Raw genomic sequence first — 19,881 nt, 5'->3', positions numbered from 1 at the left:
AGCGTGAGCCGATTTTGGGATTTAAAACCGATTGGATTCAGGATGCAATGAATCATAGGGCTATCTTTGATACTTTTTATAGGGATATTGTGCCTAATCAGTCCTTGGTCATTGCTTATACAAAACAAGTCCCGTTTGTTGAAGATACACGTCGAGTTATTATCGGTATGGGACATGTTAAGAGATATATTCCGGCAGTTGAGCATGAACATACAGATGAGAATACTCTTAGATCAATGACATGGGAGGGACATATCTGCCATTCTATTCGGAGTGATCACCAAGATGGATTTGTTATTCCATATCAGGAAATGATGGAGTATGCAAATACACACCTGGATTTTGATATATCGAGTATTACAGTATTTGCACCGGATGACGCGTTTGAAGAGTTTTCATACGCTACTGAACATGTAAGCCATGATGCAACTATTGAAGTGATTCTTTCATGTATAAAAGCGTTTGAGATTATCAATAATTGTCTAGATGAAGATTATTCCAACGTTCTAACATGGTTAAATATAAAGTTATCTGAGGTTTGGGAAGATAGAGGTGCATTTCCCGGAATGGGTGCTATGCTCACTGCATTAGAATTGCCATTAGGTGTGTTGATTGCTAGGCAAATTAAGGAAAAGCTCAAGGATGGAGATGATATTTGGAAGAATGTTGAACTTCTATTTGAAGATCCTGAAAGTGTAGTAACAAATAACCTTGCAGTAAAAGTCACTCCGGTTCTAAAGCTGACATGGAAGCACTTGCCTCCTGAAAGAAAGGTATTATTTAAGCTTCTTTCGAGATTATCTCTTAGTATAGATCAGGCAAAAATGCTATTCTATGCGAATCAGAGAGAAAAGGCAGGGATTTATTGTACAGATGATGAAATAATTAGGAATCCATATATTCTTTATGAGAAGACACGACTTAAGATAGATGGTCTCTATGTTTCAGTCTGTAAAGTAGATAGAGCAGTATTCCCAATACCATACATACGAGAAAAATATCCTTTAGACTCTCCTACAATTTTGGATTCCGACAATGATCAAAGGAGAATACGAGCTGTAGCTATAGCCGTATTGGAAGAAGCAGCAAATAAAGGTCATACTATACTTCCTAAGGCTTTTTTAGTAGACGCTATTAAGAGTATGAATCTTGAACCTTCGTGTCCTGTGACTACGGATATTATAGAAGCTGTTAAAAAGTTCTTGATGGTAGAGATTATTAAGCGCGAGATGAAGGATGGTACAGAATATTATAAGTTGATTAGAATTCAAGAGTTTGACGATATAATAGAGCATAGAATAAGCCGTAGAATTAATGCACCTAGGCTTTCGGTAAAGGCTGACTGGAGAAAAATGCTTGATGATAAGTTTAATGACGGATCAAAGATTTCAGAACAAGAGGAACGTGCAAGAACAGAGAAAGCTGCCATTCTTGGAGAATTGGCCCAATCTAGAATCTCGGTTCTTGTAGGTGATGCAGGAACAGGAAAGACAACTGTACTATCTGTATTATGTAGCCATCCTGATATTAAGTCAGGGGGAGTTTTGCTACTAGCTCCAACGGGAAAGGCAACTGTACGTTTGTTGGATAGTATGGGGGATGATGCAAGGGGAATCACTGCACTAAACGTTGCACAGTTTCTTGTTCGAAGTAAACGCTTTGAGTGGGATGATATGAGGTATGTTCTTTCAGATAGTGATTATAAAGATGTACCGGATACGGTCATTGTTGATGAATCATCTATGCTAACAGAAGAGATGTTTGGAGCTTTGATACAGGCATTAAGGAGAGCAAAGCGAATTATTTTTGTGGGTGATCCGAATCAGCTACCACCTATAGGTGCAGGAAGACCGTTTGTAGATTTAGTTTATATGTTGAAAGTAAACCTTGATAAAGGAGTGTTTCCTTTGGTGTGTAGTCATTATGGCGAATTGACTGTAAACCGTAGGCAGAAAGCGGATGAAGTTAGATCAGATGTATTATTATCAAGATTATTTACGACAAGTGAACAGATAACTGATGATGATGTTATTATAGATATTGAGAAAAATAGAGATCCCAATATTGAGATTAAACAATGGCATTCCCGAGAAGACCTTGAACAATTGTTGCTAGAGACAATGGCAAAAGAAATAGGTATGAAAGATATAGATGACCAAGAAGCATTTGATTTGTCACTTGGTGGTGTAAAAACAGATTTTGGAATTTATTTTAATACCGGAGCTGCAAGTTTTGCTGAAAAGTGGCAGATTTTAGCACCGGTTAGAAATATGCCTCAAGGGGTTATGAATATTAATCGCTTGATCCACCTGAAGTATAGAGAGAAATTTCTAAAAATATCTAAGAAATGGGGAATGAATAAGAGAATTGCGAATAGTCTTGGACCTGAAGCTATTGTATATGGAGATAAGGTCATAAATGTTATTAACACAAGCCAAAAAAAAGGGTATCCAGAAAAGGAAGCACGAAATTATATTGCAAATGGAGAAATAGGTATAGCTTGTGGAGACTATAATAAGAGTAGAAGTTCCTGGAGAGGTCATCAAAACGATATGAGAGTTGAGTTCTCATCTCAGCCAGGTATTTCGTACTCTTTTGATAAATCTGATTTTAATGAAGAGAATGGAACAGCTCAGCTGGAGTTGGCTTACGCATTAACTGTCCACAAAGCACAGGGAAGTCAGTTTAATACAGTTATCCTTGTTCTTGCAGAGCCATGTAAGCTTTTATCAAAAGAAATGCTCTATACAGCACTTACAAGACAACAGGGAAAGATTATTATACTTTATAATCAGGAGCCATATCATCTTTTGAAATACACTTCAGTGGAACATTCAGATATTGCCAAAAGATTTACAGATCTGTTTAGAGATGTATATAAAGAAGAGGACGATGGTCCGGATATGCGACCTCAGATAGATGAAGTAAATGGAAGGTTCTATGAGAACAAGTTGATTCATAAGACTATAAGGGGAGAACTCGTACGTTCTAAATCTGAGGTTATAATCGCAAATCAGCTTCACCTTCATGGTGTTGAATACGAATATGAGCCGGAGCTCGAGCTAGAAGGCAAGATAAAACGACCAGATTTTAAGATTGAGGACTACGATACTGGAATCGTTTGGTATTGGGAGCACTGTGGTATGATGGAGGATTCTAAATATATGCGTCGATGGGAGAAAAAAAAGGTGTTTTATAAGAAAAATGGAATAGAAGAGGGAAAAAACCTCATTGTAACTTATGATGAGCATGGATCAATTGATACTGAGAAGATAGATCGGATTATAGTAAATACTTTTGATGTAGGCTGATGAAGGTATATTCACTTTTATACTATTCTGAAAATTTATAGTATATTAATTATGTATAGAGGAGTATAAAATAGCTATATTTCTATATAATTATGTTATCACTAAATAAAGTAAAAATTTTAAAATTATGTTAAAATAAAGGGGCGATTCTTATTGGAGTTGCCCTTTTAAAATATAAATTATAATAATTTTGATATAAAATACTATTTCAGGGAGATATAATGAGAGAATTTAAAACCGAATCAACCCTTCTTGACGGCAATCTGGCATTGTCTATAGCACCTGCATTAACACCTAATGGAGTAGAGGATAATCCTCTTTTTTTCAATGGAGAAATTATAAATCCGACAATAGTTTCAGGTGGACTTTTGGTACTTGCAGATATAGTAGGTACAAGATATTTTAATTATGTACCGGTAGCACAAAGAGATCCTATTCTTTGCGCACAGGGGGATAGACTGAGAGCGGAATGTTTTTCCGCTTGCAATGGCGTTTATGCAAGGCTTGATGTTTTTCAAAGTGCCTTGGACGGCGAGATACTTTATGGTACTACCAATGTAGATATCGGAGCTGATTTAAGGAAATCTCTTTTTAATATAAAGCAGGGGGACAGATTAAAGTTTCGTATAGGAGATGACGGCTTTAAGACCTTTCACAGTAAGAATATTGATGGTGGTCTATTGACAGATATACATATACAACGCCCTGTAAAAATGCCCGACAGATGGGTGAGAGCACTTGGTAACTGTGCCATACTACATCAAAATATGGAATATAAATTCCATATTGAGGGGATGCAGGCAAAGACATTTATTGCAATGTTACCGGCGGCTACAGGAAAGGAGCGGTCAGGATGGCTGACACCTACAAAGACAGGTGTGATGTTAAAACCGAGAGAAGAAAAAATGAGTGTATATATTAGCGGACTTCATAGACTCAGTGCACTTAAGAGGATAATGAGTAATGTTAGTGCTGTATATTTTTATGCACCGAAGGATGGTGAGCCCGGGCAGATGATGATTGAGGTATGTATGACCGGAGTAAATATTACACTTAGTTTGACAGCAAAGAGCTATGAGGGGTATTCAGGCGAAGGGGCATTACTTGATTCACTTTCGGATTTAAAAATATTAGAGTATTCAGACAGAATTGATAATATATTGAATTTTGAATCAAGGCTTGATATTGATAAGATGTCAAAATCTATGGGAATGGTAAAAAGTGATACGAATGCGGCATTGGAGCTGCTTGCCGTCTCAGGAAAACTTGGGTTTGATGTAAGAGAGAGGGTATTTTTCCATAGAGAATTACCGGATGATCCGGATAGAGTTTTAAAGGATAATCCAAGACTTATAGGGGCAAAGAAGCTTATTGAAGATACCGAATATATTGAAGATAATATATGGCATGTAAAATCAGGGGATACAACATACAGAGTTATTTATCCTACAGATGAAAACCTTGAGAATGCAAAATGCACTTGTACATGGTATCTGAAACATAAAAACGGTAGAGGGCCGTGTAAACATATCCTGGCAGTGAAATTGAAAAAAGAAAAAGTGTGAAAATAATTTTTATTACTATTTGTGAAGACACTAAGTGGTAAAACGGAGGTCAGTATGGCAAGCAAACTTGAAAAGTCAGTTGAAATCTATCGTTCTCTTGGATATGAGGAAACAGATTTTAAAGATATTTTAAACCTTGGGATAGGAAACAAGGAAGAACAAAAAATTGCAAGAGAGGGGCTAAAATCCGGAGAGTGGTCGGAGATCAAACAATTATCGGAGAACAGTTACGGTTTTGTTCCGGTGGTGGATGTGGACTTAGGCAAACTTGCAATCTTCGCCATTCGTGTGGGAGTGGATGCAAAGAGAGCGGCAAATGTTTTAAGAGCGGGCAGTGAAGTCGCTCTAAAAGCTATTGAGGATAGAGGCGAGACTTATGCCATGAACTTTATACAAGCTGCCTGTGCATCAAACAGAAGAGTATGGGAGCATTCATTGTCGGTTCTTGGTATGTTGGCATTGAAACTTGTTCATGAAATGAATCTTGAAATTCCTGAATCTGTAGAGTATATGAAGGACTGGGCAGCCGCAGCGGCCATTCTTTTAATGTCAAAAAGAAAAGACTACAATTTTGATGAGGATTTTGTGATTGAAAAGGAAGAGATTTTAAGAAGGTTCAAGGAGCATATAGAAGCCGGAGTGGCCTTAAATGTGCCTGCAACCGGACCTTTTTCAGATTTACTCATATGGGGTGTACAAAATAATATTCTTGATAAAGATATGGCAATGGAGCAGGTGTTTTATGGACTTAATATTGCACAAAGACCGGGAGACAGAAAAGAGCTTGCAAATGTTTTAGAGCAAATCGGACTTAGTGACAGAGATATTATAGAAAGAACGGAAACAATTATTCCACTGCTTGGTCTTGGAGAAACGGCAATACTGGAGCGATTTGCACCTGTACTTATAGAGAGTGCCACTGAAGATTGGTTATATCCTATACTTATTTCCTGCAGTTCGGCAAAGGTGAAAAAAATAAAAAAATTGATTTTAAATTCTGCTTTAAAAAGGGAAAGCCCCAAGTCTGTGAATGAGTATGAAGAATGGCTCTTACTTTATAAGCAGGATGAGGATAAGAGCATAGTAAAGCTTGCGGGGAGCCTAGAAGATAAATGGGGATTAAAGATCGAACAAGAAGCTACAAAGGAAGAAGTACAAGGGCTTTGGAAAGAAACGCCTAAGCTTTGGGATGTTCCCAAGTTTGAGCTTGGTGAGATATCATCTGAGAGATTAACAGATTTTGCCTCAGTTATTTCTGAAAGAAAGGACTTTATTGAAGATCTTGTTTTCGAGAGATTTATTGCCATGGTAAATCATATTGCTTACAGAAATCCGGATGAAGCTAAAATGAGCTTAGCAGGTATTCCAAATGGTGATGCCGGAGGCTTGAGAACACTTGGAAGATGGGCTAAAAACCTTGAAATGAATATGATAAAAGACACAAGGGAAAATGTGTGGAATGGTGAAAAAGAAGTCTTAAAAATCAGATACCATTCTCTCTTATATATGCGAAAAGAGCTGCTGTTTAATTCCATGGGCAAATTACCTTGCTTACTAAGTACGCCAAGCTATGTGGATCTAAGTATCAGTTTAAGTGATTTAGTGGAACGCTTATTAATATATGAAGATAAGAATTTATCATATGTTTCAGAGCCTGATTTACAGCTTGCAATTACAAGGCTGGATATGGAATTGCTTACAGATGCAGATATAAAAAAATACACGGAAGAATTAAAGAAGATGAACCTGAAAATAGAGCTTCCTTCAGGAGAAGTGTTGAAGGATGAATCAGGTGAAGAGATTTTAGTCGGTGATTTGATTGCCGGATATTTAAAAGATCCATACATTGAGCCTGAGTTTACACCGGGGAAAACGCCATACTGGAGAATAGAACTTAATATGCCCAAAAGCCTTAAAGTATTACCGAATAGACTTTCATACAGTCATGACGCAATGTTTACTATTTTTCCGAACTGGGGTGATTATTCTCTTACTGCTATACATAGAGATTATGAAGTTTACCATGGCCAGGGAATTGTTTTAAGACAGATAGCAAGAAGGAGAAAGCCGGTTACAAAAGGTGCAATGATGAATTGGATCGCAATACAAGGTAATTTAAGCGTTGAGAATGCAGATGATATTATAAAGGCCAGTCAAAAAGCATGGGATAGAGGACTTTTAACACCCGGAATAGCCGATATTTCTGAGCTTGACTGGAGTGGTGGTACACCATCAAACTTGGCTAGTCTGGCTGCTTCAATGGAGAATATGGCAAAAGAAGGTATGCTGAGTTTGGTATGGATGGCTGCATGTGATGTAGTGGAAGTATCGCTTAAAGCACCAAGAATGCTTGCAGGAACAGCTGAGATTGTAAAATTTATAAGAGATTATCTTAATGAAGTTATTTTTGCAGTAGAAAATAAGCTTGCCACACAAAATGTATTGGAAATGAATGCCATAAAAAGTCTTGCCACAAAATCCGGCTCTTCAAAGGCTGTAGGATATGCGAAGGAAATTGTAAGTATATTAAAATCTTTGGATATTGTAAAAGATACAGATAAGAGTGATGAGTTGGCTGAGCCGCAAAAATCTCCAGATGATTTTGATAAAGTATGGGTGGTATTACCTAAGGCAAAAAAGCTTATCAATGATAATGTAGAGTTTGATATAAATGTATTTGAAGTAAGAAAAGGTGAAAAAGCTTTCCGCTTTAATCTGCGATTACCGGATAAAGCGGACCGCCAATATCAAGTGACTGTTTACGGATGGTTTTACGGACTTAGTAATGAGGGTCAGGTTTCAGGATTTGAGGCTGACAGTAACGGGAAAATCATAGATGAGGATGCAAAAAGCGTATGGCTTCATTATGATGAGTCAAAGGAAAAGATTGTAGTAAGCAAGTATAGAAACCGGCGTGATGAAAGAACCGATCCTTTGAAAGGAAATCCCACACCTTACTCAAATATTTTTTTAACTATTGCAGTAAGTACTTTGGCACAGGACGGAGAGAGTATTTATGGTGCAAAAAGTCTTTTCAGACAACTGGTGGACTTAGGAGATTTATCTGTAGAGAATTTAAGAGAAATCATGAGAGAACTTTTATTACATGAAGAGATAAGCCCAGCAAAGCTGGTGAGAATAGTTGAGAAAGAAAATAAGCTTTTAAGTATATGCTATGTTATGCTTATTGAGAGTATAAAATATGCCGGAGAGATGGTTGCAGAGAATAAAAAGCCACCTGTATGGGTAAACAGAGTTTTGGATATTTGTATTTACTATGCAGATTATTTAAGAGAAGCAGCAAAGAGAGGGTATATTCCGGCAGAAGATGCCAAATGGCAGGGGCTTTTAGAAATTGCCAAAAGCAGTGCCAAGTCTGCTGCAATTAATAAAGCAAAGAGTCTGGTAAAAGTGTTGGGAATAGGGTGAATAAAGAATGAGAACATTTGATAGGGGAATATATAAAACTTCAAAGGAAGCATTGAAGGCAGTGTTTGGTTATGATTCATTTAGGCCGGGACAGGAATCTGTTATAAATGCTGTTTTGGAGGGCAGAGATATTCTTGCAGTAATGCCTACGGGTGCGGGAAAGTCATTGTGCTATCAGGTTCCGGCTATGCTCCTTTCAGGTATTACATTGGTTATTTCACCGCTTATATCTCTTATGCAGGATCAGGTAAATGCTTTAAATGAAGCCGGTGTGGATGCTGCATTTATAAACAGCTCATTATCTGAAAAGGAGTTGAATGATACCTTCAAAAATGCATACAAAGGTCATTATAAGATTATATATGTGGCACCTGAGAGGTTGATGAGTGAAGGCTTTATCAGCTTCGCCAAAAGTATTGAAATTTCAATGATAACTGTAGATGAGGCACATTGTATATCACAGTGGGGACAGGATTTCAGACCGAGTTATATGGATATAGCAGAGTTTATAAATATATTGGGTAAACGCCCCATTATAAGTGCTTTTACAGCAACTGCAACGCAGAATGTCAGAGAGGACATTATCTGCTCATTGGGACTTAATGATCCATATTTTCTTGTAACAGGCTTTGACAGAGAAAATTTGTTTTTCCAGGTAGATAAGCCACAGAATAAGGAACGATTTATACTTGATTATATAGAAAGACATAGGGGCGAAAGCGGTATTATATACTGTGCTACAAGAAAGAATGTTGACAGTCTGTATACTCTTTTAAGAAAGCAAAATATTTCAGTTGCCAGATATCATGCCGGAATGAGTAATGAAGAAAGAAAGCAAATGCAGGATGATTTTGTATTTGACTATACAAGTATCGTAATTGCGACAAATGCTTTCGGAATGGGAATAGATAAATCAAATGTCAGATTTGTTATTCACTATAATATGCCTTCAAGTATGGAAAACTATTATCAGGAAGCCGGAAGAGCCGGTAGAGACGGGCTGAATTCCGAATGTATTTTACTGTTTTCGCCACAGGACATTATAATCAACAGATTTTTATTGGAGCATAAGGATTTTAGCGACATTGATCCGATAGATGCAATGACAATCAGGGATAGGGATATTAAAAGACTTCAGATAATGGAGGGATATTGCTATACGACTGAATGTCTGCGCAATTATATTTTAAAATACTTTGGTGAAGATCCCAAAAAGCCATGTGATGATTGCGGTAATTGTCTGCGGCAATTTGAAACTCTGGATATGACGGATGAGGCCAAAAAGATAATAAATTGCATATATGAGTCTCGTGAAAGATATGGAAAAAATATAATAATGGATACAGTGCTTGGAGCAAAGACTGCAAGACTTGCAGAAATAGGAGCAAGTAAATATAAATCCTATGGAGTTTTGGAATCATCAAATAAAAATCTGCTAAGACGGCTTATTGAAGAGCTTTTACTTGAAGGCTATATTTTGACAGGTGAATATCAGGTTTTAAAACTTGGAGATATAAGTAGACTTAAAAACACTGATACTAAAGTGATGGTCAAGATTACGGATGAAGATAAGGTCACAAATAGGAAGTTAAAGCCTAAGAAGAATATAAATGGTATGGATTCACTAACTTCTGCAGGATTTAAACTCTTTGACAAGTTAAAAGAGCTTAGACTTGAAATTGCAAGAGCTGAGAAGATACCTCCATATATCGTTTTCAATGATAAGACCTTGATAGATATGTGTGCAAAGATGCCGACTACAAAGTCCGATATGCTGAATGTTTCGGGTGTCGGGGAAAATAAATACGGTAAGTATGGCGAGAGATTTATTGAGGTAATAAAGGGATTTCAGTTATGAATAGAGGTGGAGGATAATTATTGAAAAAATATGACATAGTAATTAGAAAGCAGTTTGGAATAATTAAAGGTGAAAATAAATATTTAAATACGGTCCTTATGTAGAGGTATTGGAACCTGAAAGTCTTAGGAATAGGATTAAAGAAGATATCTCATATATGTCAAAGAGATACTCTGGCTGATAATGTTAGAAAGCCATATTAAAGCGTTTAAAAAACAATAAAAGGCAGATAACAAAACGCCCAAAATCTGCTGTCATTTTTAATGGACAGTTGGTTTGATAGACTCCTAATATAACAAAGAAGTACTTTGTAGATTGGAGGAAGAAAATGATAGCACAGATGAGTAGTAAATCAAAGATTTATCACAGACCGGGATGCAGATTTATAAATCGAATAGAAGAAAAGTCATTGGTAAGTTTTGACTTGGATGACGGAAGAATTAAATATTTAAAGCCATGTAAGTGTTGCTGTAACATCAAGTTTTTATACAATGGATATAGAGAAAATTTAAAGGATGTATTTAGAGATTTACCTATTTGGACAGAGCTTAAGGAAGATTACATAGGAGTACATACTGATTGGTATAATTGGAGAGTCAGTCTAAGCAAGTCAAGTCAGGATATAAGGCTGTACCTTGAAGAGTGGAATGAAGAACTTCAAAAAGATTTGTTAATCAGAGTTGATGAAATCGGAAAAAGTAAGAACCTGAAAACAGCTATGAGATATATTGCAAAGGAAGAGAGGGTAGCCTTTTATCCTTGTAAGTATAGAAAATATGCACTTGGAATAGAGTACTTAGCTAATAAAAGGGGAGTACAAATAGAGTTTGATGATACTGATCTTTATATTCTTACTGATATGGCTGCTTGGAAAATATCATATATACAATATTTTAACAGGTATAAGTTATTGCATTGTCCATTTAACGAGAAGCCTCTTACTATGGAGGAGGCAAAGACTGCACATTACCATGTACAAAGGGATGTGGAAAAGAATCAATCACCGTATAATCATTTGGAATATATTGTAAAACATGATGAAGCAAAAAAGTTAATGCAGATTAGTTATAAAAAATTACCGAAAGTGACAAAGCAACAAAAAAAGTATTATCGTCAAGCTGAAAATAGGGAAAAAAGAAATAGTATCAGAAGAGTTTGGAAGCTATTTGAAGAGCTTGAATCAGGAAAGGAGAAATATGGCAGCAGATTTTAAGTATGATATTGTAGAGGAGATAGGTGTTTTATCGAAGAATGCAAAGGGGTGGAGAAAGGAACTTAACCTGATTTCATGGAACGGCGCCACACCTAAGTATGATATCAGAGAATGGGCACCGAATCATGAGAAGATGGGAAAGGGTGTGACACTAACAAAAGAGGAGCTTGAGACTCTTAAAAAACTTATAGACTAGAAAAGGTAAAATATGCCGATAGGATGGATTGATTTTTCAAAAAAAGAAAGAAATAAAGTGATTTCGGTGCTTGATTTGCTCTCGGAAAATTCCACTCTGGATGAACTGGGTATTGCAACAATCAGAGACGGGTTCTCTGATTTGTTTTTTCCGGGTACCTCCACCGTACAAACAAGAGCAAAATATTTTTTTATCGTGCCCTATGCACTAAGAGATTTGGAAAGAAGCGGTGAAACAGATGCAAATGATTTTCTTGAAATCTTAAATGCTATAGAAAGAGAGTGTGCAGAAAGATTTATAGAGAATAATCCGGGAGAGACCGGTGTGATAGGTAGCAGATCACTTGCAAGCGGTCATTGGGTTAAGCGAACACCTGCGGATATATACTGGTCAGGTTTAAGACAGTATAATATATTTCATGGCGGCAGATTATCACTATCAGAATATGTAAGAGCAGTATGTGAGATAAATGCTAAAAAGCGTAATCTTATAGAACTTGGAAACAGGAATGATAAAGCAGAGGAAAATGACACAGACGATGCAGATGCCGGCGATATTCGCAGTATGCATTTTTGGAATATTCCAACTTATGATGATGAATGGTTTGATAAACTTAAAATAGAACTTACAAAAGAAGAAGCAAAGTTTTTAAAGGAGAGAATCATAAACTCATGTGGAGAAAGTATATTTGCCCATGCTTTAAAAAATAATTTATGGGAGATAATGGAATGTGACAGTTTTGAAAATCTCAAAGATATGATCAGACTCTTTCCAAAGCAAATACAAAAGGACTATAGACTGGCTAAAGATTTTTCGGAATTTAATTATGTACTTCGTATTATTTATAATATAGTTCTCTCCGATGAAAAAAATGAAGAGGCTAATGAAGCTTTTGATAACTATCGCAGTGAAATGAAAAATATTGCAAATATCGACTTGGAGGCAGTTTTTGCGTGTACAGATGCATGGAAAAATCCTATGATGTGTAAATTTTTGCTTGCTGCCAAGTCGGAAATGCTTGATGAAAATATTTCAGGACTAAAAAAAATTGTAGAAAACAGAGAGGTATTTTTAAAGGGTAGCGGCAGGGCAAGATGTGCACATCCTGGAGAGTTTGACAATACCGAATGGTTTGGAGGCTATAAGTTAAATTATAGATTTGATAATGCAATAAAAATCATGAATGATATTTATACGGGAGGAGGAGAATGTTAAATCCGGGCGAAGACAGACTTGATTACGGCAATATTTTAAAACCGCCAAAATCCTATACATTGGACTTTGCAGTTGGTACTACATATTCTTTGGACTTGGATGCTTTGGTAGGGATGTGTATTTCACTTGGACTCTTAGAAGAGGCTGACAGCAATATAATGAAAGATCCGATCTGCCTTTTGGAAGCACTTAGAAGGACGGGAGATAAAGTAGCTTTATTTTGTGAGGCGGGAGAGATTTATCTGCCCGGAAAGGTAAGTGCATTATATACTTTGCTTGAAAAAATGGTTTTTCAGGTGGTTACAAAGGCAAGGAGTGGAATAAAATATCCGTCATTTCATCCCAAGTTTTGGCTGCTTAGATATATAAATAAAGAAGAAGTTTTATACAGAGTTGTGGTATTAAGCCGAAATCTTACATTTGACAGAAGTTGGGATATATGCTTTTACATGGATGGGGAGTTTGGTGAAGAGACAGATAAGAATATCCCGATAGCAGACTTTTTGAAATATCTATTAAAACAGCTTCCAAAACTTGAGATTTCCAAGGCAAAGAAAATCAAACAGTTAATCAAAGAACTGGATTATGTGAATTTTGAAACAGGTATGAAGGAGTTCTATGATTTTGAATTTATTCCAAGCGGAGTACCATGTTCACAAGGCGGTATGTATTCAATGCTTGATACTTCATTGATAAAAGGGGCAAATGACAGACTTGAAAAATCCTTTCATGAACTCCTTGTAATGTCCCCCTTTTTAAGCAAAGATATAATTCGTCAGTTCAATGAAAGAAGCAGATGGATTGAAAATGCCGAGTATATGCTTGTTACAAGACAGATGTCAATTGATAACTTAAGTCCTGAGGATTGTGACAAATTCAGGATTTATGTATTAAAAGATGAGATCGTGGACGGTGAAGCTGCAATATCTGATGGGGAGAGTGATTACTATAAGCAGGATATTCATGCAAAAATCTATATGCTTAGAAAAAATGCGGATACGGAAGTTTATCTGGGATCTTTAAATGCTTCACATAATGCCGTTTATGGAAATATAGAATTTATGATTTTATTAAGGTCAAAAAACAGATATATAAACTTGGAAAAATTAAAGACGGAAATATTCAATGGGGATGAAGAAGGGGCGAACAATCCATTTAAAGAAGTGGAACTTCTTAAGTGCCGGGAAGAAAAAAATATTGAGGAGTCGGAAGAACTTGATTTTTTGATAAAACAGGTGAACCGTTATAAATTTTATGCTGTAGTAACTGAAAACGCTTCTTACTATGATGTTAATATAAGTGTGGAGAATTATGAAAAGCAGGATGCTGATATCACAATAAGCCCTATATTTGCACAGTCTAAGGAAGCAAAATTTGCAAAAAACATACTGTTTGAAAAGCTCACTATAAACGCCTTATCTAAGTTTTATGTTTTATCCATTTGTGATATTGTGGGTAATAATGTAAAAAGAGTGATTAAGATAGAAACCGAGGGGATGCCGAATGAGAGAGAAGGGAAGGTCATCTCATCAATTATAGGAGAAAACTTTTATAGATATATCGAGTTTTTGTTTGGAGATGATCATATTATCAGTACTTTAAAAGCAAACAGTGAAAAAACTCAGGGCATAGCAGGAAAATCTTATTCCACTATAGAAAACATGCCGGTACTGTATGAAAAAATGTTAAAAAAAGCAGCGACTGAGCCGGAAAGTTTTACTGAAATTGAGAAGATTATCAGACTACTGCCAGAAGATGGTGTAGTTCCTGAGGCTTTTAAAAAGTTATACAGTACATTTAGAAAAGTGGTGAAATAGTATGGAAAGGCAAAATACCGCACAGAATATAATGGAAGGCTTGAAAGACTTCCAAAAAGAGACTGTAAATCGAATTATACAACTGTATGAAAGCGGACAGAAAAGAGTTCTTATATCTGATGAGGTGGGGCTTGGAAAAACTCTGATTGCCGGAGGAACTATTGCGAAATTTGCCGATTTTGCAAGGAAGCAGGGGAAGAAGAGAATAAGTGTAGTCTATATCTGTTCAAATGCAGCAATTGCTGATCAGAATCTGGAGAAACTTTGCATTACAGAGGATGTACAAAGAGAAAGTGTAGAAGGTTCAAGACTTTCTATACAACATCTGAATATATTTTATAATGAGGCCGAATCCGCTGAAGAAAATTCAGTCAGGCTTATTCCATTGACACCGGATACATCATTTTATATGGCTACAGGATGCGGTCAATCATGGGAAAGAGCGGTATTGTTTGCAATATTGTTACATATACCGGAACTTACAAAATATATTAAGCCATTAGAGCGGATTATGCAGGCAAGAGCAAGTGCAGGTTGGAATGAATGGGCAAAGCAGTTTGGAATTTTAGAGGTTTCTGAATGTAACAGACTTACTAAGGGCAAATACTTGAAATATATGGTTAAAAAGGTTTCAAAAGGATTAAAAGCCAAAAATCAGGACGGAAATACTTTGCTGGATGATTTAATAAAAAAATGCAGGGAAGTTAAAAAAAGTCGAAAGGTTGAAGATATAGATGAAATTATCGGAAGATTGAGATATTTATTTGCAGGAATCAGCTTGGAAAGGCTAAATCCGGATCTGGTGATTTTAGATGAATTTCAGAGATTTAAGTATCTGATAAAATCAGAAAATGACTCTGAAATGGGAATGCTTGCAGGCAAGTTTTTTAGCAGTAAATCTCTATACATGCTTCTGCTTTCAGCCACACCTTATAAGATGTACTCCACTTTGGAAGAAATTGATGAGTCTCTTTTGGATGAGCATTTTTTGGAATTTTTTAATGTAATGGATTTTTTAAATGATTCGGATGATAAACAAAGAGAGTTCAAAAGTATATGGGAGGATTATTCAAAGCATTTAAAGGAGTTTGCACTGGGAGATATATCAATTATTCAGGCAAAAAATAAAGCCCAGGAGGCAATGTATGGCTCTGTATGCAGAACCGAGAGAATTTCTACAAAGGAAAGTGCAGATATAATGGATATTACAAATACCCATAAAGTGTTGGATGTGGATGAGTATGATATAAAATCCTATATAAAGGCAAGAAGATTGGTTGAGTTGATGGAAAAGTCATATAATCTTCCCATTGATTATATAAAATCCTGTCCATATATTATGTCATTTATGAAGGACTATAAGCTGAAAAAGGATGTTGTGGAGTATTTTAGTGATAATCCGGAAAAGATAAAGGAAATAGACAAAGATACTAAGGATATTCTATGGTTAAAGAGAGAGGATATAAATAATTTTAAAGCTATAAGATGTAATAATGCAAGATTGGAAGCTGTTAAGAAACATGTTTTTTCACAAAAATCGGAGCTTCTTTTGTGGGTGCCGCCTTCAAAACCATACTATGCACCGGCAGGTGTATTTAAAGATGCAGAAAATTTCAGTAAGACTTTGATATTTTCCTCATGGGAAATGGTGCCGAGAATGGTATCCTGCATGCTTTCTTATGAGGAAGAGCGTCGTACTGTAGGGGCTCTTGCAAAGAATAATGAAGATATAACATTGCATTATTTCAGTTCTGAGAAAAAGACTTATCCCGGAGCAAGGATGAAATTTTCCATATCAGGTAGCAGGCTAAACAGCATGAGTTTATTCTGCCTTTTATATCCTTCAAGATTTTTGACTGAATGCTATAATCCGATAGACTGTATGAACAGGTCTATGTCATTAAAAGAAATAGAAAAGGAAATAGCAGAAAAAATATCAAAAAAGCTGGAAAAGTATAAGACTCCCTTATCAGGTGCCATAGATCAGAGATGGTATTATATGGCTTCGCTTTTACTTGATCCTCCCGGATATGTGACTGAGTGGTTAAATTGGGAGGAAAAAAAGCTTTCAGGTGAGGATAATACAGGTACCTCTTTTTCTAGACATTTAAAGCAGCTGAAGCAGCTTTTTTATAATAATATAAAGAATTTTGAACTTGGAAGAAAACCTAAGGATCTGTATTTTGTGTTGGCAAATATGGCTATTGCATCGCCTGCTGTCTGTATTAACAGATTATATCGTTTTTATTCCGCCGGGAAGAATTATGAAAGTTTTTTGCCCACTCAGGTGTCAAAGTGTTTTATTGATATGATGAACAAGCCCGATTCTACGGCAATCGTTGAACTTGTTTGCGGAAAAAATAATGAGGATGCACATTGGAAAAATGTATTGACTTATTGTAAGCAGGGTAATATTCAGTCAATGTTTGATGAATATGCACATCTTTTGTCAAACGGTTATAAGGGGGAAAATATCGTAGATAAACTTCATAATGATATTATAATAAATATAAAAACAACACATTATGAAATTGATACATGGCAGAACTTCCATAAAACTATAAATAAACAAGGAATAACCAATCCAAGAATCAGAACACATTTTGCAGTTGCTTTTACAAAGGGGGAGGGTGGCGAGAATGATATAAACAGAAAGAAGTCTGTAAGAGCGGCATTCAATTCGCCATTTAGACCATTTGTATTGACGTCCACGTCCATTGGGCAAGAGGGACTTGATTTTCATAACTATTGCAGAAAAATTGTACATTGGAATCTCCCGTCAAATCCGATTGATTTGGAACAAAGAGAGGGTAGAATAAATAGATTTAAATGTCTTGCCATCAGGCAGAATGTGGCAAAAAGATATGGAAATATTATTTTTAAATCAAATATATGGGAGGAACTGTTTCAGGAAGCAAAGCTTATGGAAAGTTCCGAGAAAAGTTCTGATTTGATTCCTTACTGGGGACTAAAAGAAACTAAAGACATGATTCGTATAGAGAGAATTGTTCCTATGTATCCATTAAGTAAAGACCAGGAGGCTTATGAAAGGCTGATTAAAATCTTATCTCTATACCGTCTAACTCTCGGACAGGCAAGGCAGGAAGAGCTATTGGAATATCTAGTACAAAATGAAGGTGGCAAGGAGAATTTAGAGGAGTTATTTATGAATCTGAGTCCGTATTTTAGAAAGGTGTAAATTTTAAGATCATATACAAAATATAAGAGTGTATCCTGATAAAATATCACCATGCTTTGTATACAATTAAATATGAAATGGCCGTTTAGTTAAGTTGTGATATCATCCAGCTATTTTATTAGCAAGAAAAGATAAAACAAAACAGTCAAAAGAGCATAAAAAATACCTTAAATAGAATTATATTGAGGATTTTAGCCTAATATGTTATTATATAATTTATATGGAGGTAGTTTTATGTGGAAGAGTATTGTTAGATTATCATCTTTAACAATAAAAAATATTAAGAATGTAAAAAACGGTACAATAATCATGCCACATGAATACAATAGAGGTTTTGATTGTGGCGGTGCGGAAATACTGGGAGTTTATGGACAAAACGGTTCAGGAAAGACTGCAATTGTTGATACATTTTCATTTCTTCAACAAATCATGATTGGTGAGGAATTAGACCAAAGAATAGCTGATTATATTGATACAGATTCAGAAAGTGCGGAAGTAAATGCCGAGTTTAAAATATTTAAGGAAAATATTTTATATGAAGTTGGATATTATATAAATTTTTCTAAGGGTGATAATGGAATATGTATTGATAGAGAATACATAAATTGTGCAATAAATCAGGATGGAAGCAGAACAAATAAAAATGTTTTCATGGACTATAGGAGAAATGAGACTGAAACTATTTTTAAGCCACAGAAACGACTTGAGGAATTGATTGGAAAGAATAAGGACATTAAAACAGATCTTATTGTAGCAAAAAAAATGGCTGAAAAAAGTAATTGCTCATATATCTTCGGCGAAAACAGCAGGGATATTTTCTTTAATAATGTATCAGACAAATTTAAAATTTATGTGGATGTACTGAGTGCATTGTTTAGATTTGCACTTGGAGATTTATATGTAATAGACAATTCACACTCAGGTATGATTTCAACAAATGTTCTTTTACCGATGTCTTTTCGTGTTGATAAAGAGAAAATCGGAATGAAGGGAGATTTTGCAGTACCTTTGATGGAGCCTTTTGTATTGGATAGTGAACGTAAAGAACTGCTTAAAGAGATTGTGGACCAAATCAACACAGTACTTTATACAATAATTCCCGGAATGCGAATAGATATCAAAGAATATGGTAAACAAGCTTTAGATTCAGGTGAAGATGGATGGAAAGTTGAACTTATGTCTGTAAGAGGAAATAAGAAACCTATTCCTATCAGAATGGAATCGGATGGTATTATTAAGATCATTTCCATTTTAAATGCCCTTATACAGGCATTTAGCAATGCCTCAATATGTTTGATTATTGATGAGCTGGATGCCGGAATCTTTGAATACCTCTTAGGTGAGTTATTAGATATTTTTTCAAAGAGTGCCAAGGGACAGTTGATTTTTACATCTCATAATCTTCGTGCTCTTGAGATGCTTGATAAAGAAAGTATTATGTTTTCAACGGTTAATCCTAATAACAGATATATTCATATGAAGAATGTTAAAGATTCAAATAATCTTAGAAGTATGTACATTCGGAGCATAACGCTTGGAGGACAGGAAGAGCCTATTTATGAAGAAACCGACAGTCTAAAGATATCCAGAGCATTCAGAAAAGCGGGGAAACTTTTGCATGAAGAGAGAAAAAAAAGTTGTGATGGTAATAGTTGAAGGACCTAGCGATGAAAATGCAATTGGAGGTATTTTAAAAGAACATTTTTCGTCTAAAGAAGTTCAATTTGCGGTGGTTCATGGAGATATTACATCCGATTTTACTACTACAAAAGATAATGTACTGATTAAAATAGGAGATAAAGTAGAAGAAATTAGAAACAAGTATGGATATCGTTCGGATGACTTTGTCAGTATAATTCATATAACAGATACAGACGGTGTATTTACAAAAGATTGTATAAGGCAGAGTGATGTAAAAAATATACAGTATTATGAGGATCATATTGAGACTGATGATGTCTCTAAGGTAGAGAAGAGGAATAAACATAAGTCAGAAATCCTTTCTAAGTTATACTCAACCGGAAGAGCAAAATTTATATAGATATTATTTATATAAATCCCCTTAAACAGATATGAAA

The 19,881-nt window shown here is 35.6% G+C and carries 12 protein-coding genes; all 12 read left to right on the top strand.

Going from position 1 to position 19,881, the window contains the following annotated elements; all coding sequences use genetic code 11:
- Nucleotides 1-14 precede the first annotated feature (14 nt).
- The 12 genes from EHV10_RS07630 (at nt 15) to EHV10_RS07580 (ending at nt 19,844) form a co-directional block, all read left to right on the top strand.
- A complete protein-coding gene (locus EHV10_RS07630; RefSeq protein ID WP_128674131.1) occupies nt 15-3,311 on the top strand; it encodes an ATP-dependent DNA helicase in 3,297 nt (1,098 codons plus the stop codon).
- 221 nt (nt 3,312-3,532) lie between these two features.
- Entirely contained in the window at nt 3,533-4,876 is a 1,344-nt protein-coding gene (locus EHV10_RS07625) for an SWIM zinc finger family protein (RefSeq protein ID WP_128674130.1), read from the top strand.
- A 54-nt stretch (nt 4,877-4,930) separates the two neighbouring features.
- Nucleotides 4,931-8,305, top strand: coding sequence for a DUF7824 domain-containing protein (locus tag EHV10_RS07620; RefSeq protein ID WP_128674129.1), 3,375 nt, complete (start codon nt 4,931-4,933; stop codon nt 8,303-8,305).
- A 7-nt stretch (nt 8,306-8,312) separates the two neighbouring features.
- Complete coding sequence (gene recQ, locus EHV10_RS07615) at nt 8,313-10,163, top strand: DNA helicase RecQ (protein WP_128674128.1); 1,851 nt, start codon at nt 8,313-8,315, stop codon at nt 10,161-10,163.
- Between the two features lie 79 nt (nt 10,164-10,242).
- Nucleotides 10,243-10,344 (top strand): WCX domain-containing protein, encoded by a 102-nt coding sequence (locus EHV10_RS15615; protein WP_456298609.1) that lies wholly within the window; start codon nt 10,243-10,245, stop codon nt 10,342-10,344.
- A gap of 147 nt (nt 10,345-10,491) precedes the next feature.
- Entirely contained in the window at nt 10,492-11,376 is an 885-nt protein-coding gene (locus EHV10_RS07610) for a hypothetical protein (RefSeq protein WP_128674127.1), read from the top strand.
- A complete protein-coding gene (locus tag EHV10_RS07605) occupies nt 11,360-11,572 on the top strand; it encodes a YdbC family protein (protein ID WP_128674126.1) in 213 nt (70 codons plus the stop codon). The genes EHV10_RS07610 and EHV10_RS07605 overlap by 17 nt, the downstream gene beginning before the upstream one ends.
- 12 nt (nt 11,573-11,584) lie before the next feature.
- On the top strand, nt 11,585-12,787 hold the full coding sequence (locus EHV10_RS07600) for a DUF6361 family protein (protein ID WP_128674125.1): 1,203 nt from the start codon (nt 11,585-11,587) through the stop codon (nt 12,785-12,787).
- Nucleotides 12,781-14,604: a phospholipase D family protein gene (locus EHV10_RS07595; RefSeq protein WP_128674124.1), complete on the top strand. Its 1,824-nt coding sequence runs from the start codon at nt 12,781-12,783 to the stop codon at nt 14,602-14,604. The genes EHV10_RS07600 and EHV10_RS07595 overlap by 7 nt, the downstream gene beginning before the upstream one ends.
- A gap of 1 nt (nt 14,605) precedes the next feature.
- Entirely contained in the window at nt 14,606-17,803 is a 3,198-nt protein-coding gene (locus tag EHV10_RS07590; RefSeq protein WP_128674123.1) for a DEAD/DEAH box helicase family protein, read from the top strand.
- 234 nt (nt 17,804-18,037) lie between these two features.
- Nucleotides 18,038-19,459: an AAA family ATPase gene (locus EHV10_RS07585; protein ID WP_128674122.1), complete on the top strand. Its 1,422-nt coding sequence runs from the start codon at nt 18,038-18,040 to the stop codon at nt 19,457-19,459.
- Nucleotides 19,422-19,844 carry a hypothetical protein gene (locus EHV10_RS07580; RefSeq protein WP_207667139.1) on the top strand — a complete coding sequence of 141 codons (423 nt, stop codon included), beginning with the start codon at nt 19,422-19,424 and terminating at the stop codon, nt 19,842-19,844. The genes EHV10_RS07585 and EHV10_RS07580 overlap by 38 nt, the downstream gene beginning before the upstream one ends.
- Nucleotides 19,845-19,881: the final 37 nt, after the last annotated feature.

Origin of the sequence: Lachnoanaerobaculum gingivalis (genome assembly GCF_003862475.1) — a bacterium.
GTDB classification, from domain to species: Bacteria; Bacillota; Clostridia; order Lachnospirales; family Lachnospiraceae; genus Lachnoanaerobaculum; species Lachnoanaerobaculum gingivalis.
This window is presented reverse-complemented; position numbering and strand designations above follow the sequence as displayed.

Excerpts from the sequence above, each read along its gene's own strand:
- EHV10_RS07600 (WP_128674125.1), top strand. The coding sequence starts at position 11,585 with ATGCCGATAGGATGGATTGATTTTTCAAAAAAAGAAAGAAATAAAGTG.
- EHV10_RS07605 (WP_128674126.1), top strand. The coding sequence starts at position 11,360 with ATGGCAGCAGATTTTAAGTATGATATTGTAGAGGAGATAGGTGTTTTA.
- EHV10_RS07595 (WP_128674124.1), top strand. The coding sequence starts at position 12,781 with ATGTTAAATCCGGGCGAAGACAGACTTGATTACGGCAATATTTTAAAA.
- recQ (WP_128674128.1), top strand. The coding sequence starts at position 8,313 with ATGAGAACATTTGATAGGGGAATATATAAAACTTCAAAGGAAGCATTG.
- EHV10_RS07580 (WP_207667139.1), top strand. The coding sequence starts at position 19,422 with ATGAAGAGAGAAAAAAAAGTTGTGATGGTAATAGTTGAAGGACCTAGC.
- EHV10_RS07585 (WP_128674122.1), top strand. The coding sequence starts at position 18,038 with ATGTGGAAGAGTATTGTTAGATTATCATCTTTAACAATAAAAAATATT.
- EHV10_RS07590 (WP_128674123.1), top strand. The coding sequence starts at position 14,606 with ATGGAAAGGCAAAATACCGCACAGAATATAATGGAAGGCTTGAAAGAC.
- EHV10_RS07625 (WP_128674130.1), top strand. The coding sequence starts at position 3,533 with ATGAGAGAATTTAAAACCGAATCAACCCTTCTTGACGGCAATCTGGCA.
- EHV10_RS07610 (WP_128674127.1), top strand. The coding sequence starts at position 10,492 with ATGATAGCACAGATGAGTAGTAAATCAAAGATTTATCACAGACCGGGA.
- EHV10_RS07620 (WP_128674129.1), top strand. The coding sequence starts at position 4,931 with ATGGCAAGCAAACTTGAAAAGTCAGTTGAAATCTATCGTTCTCTTGGA.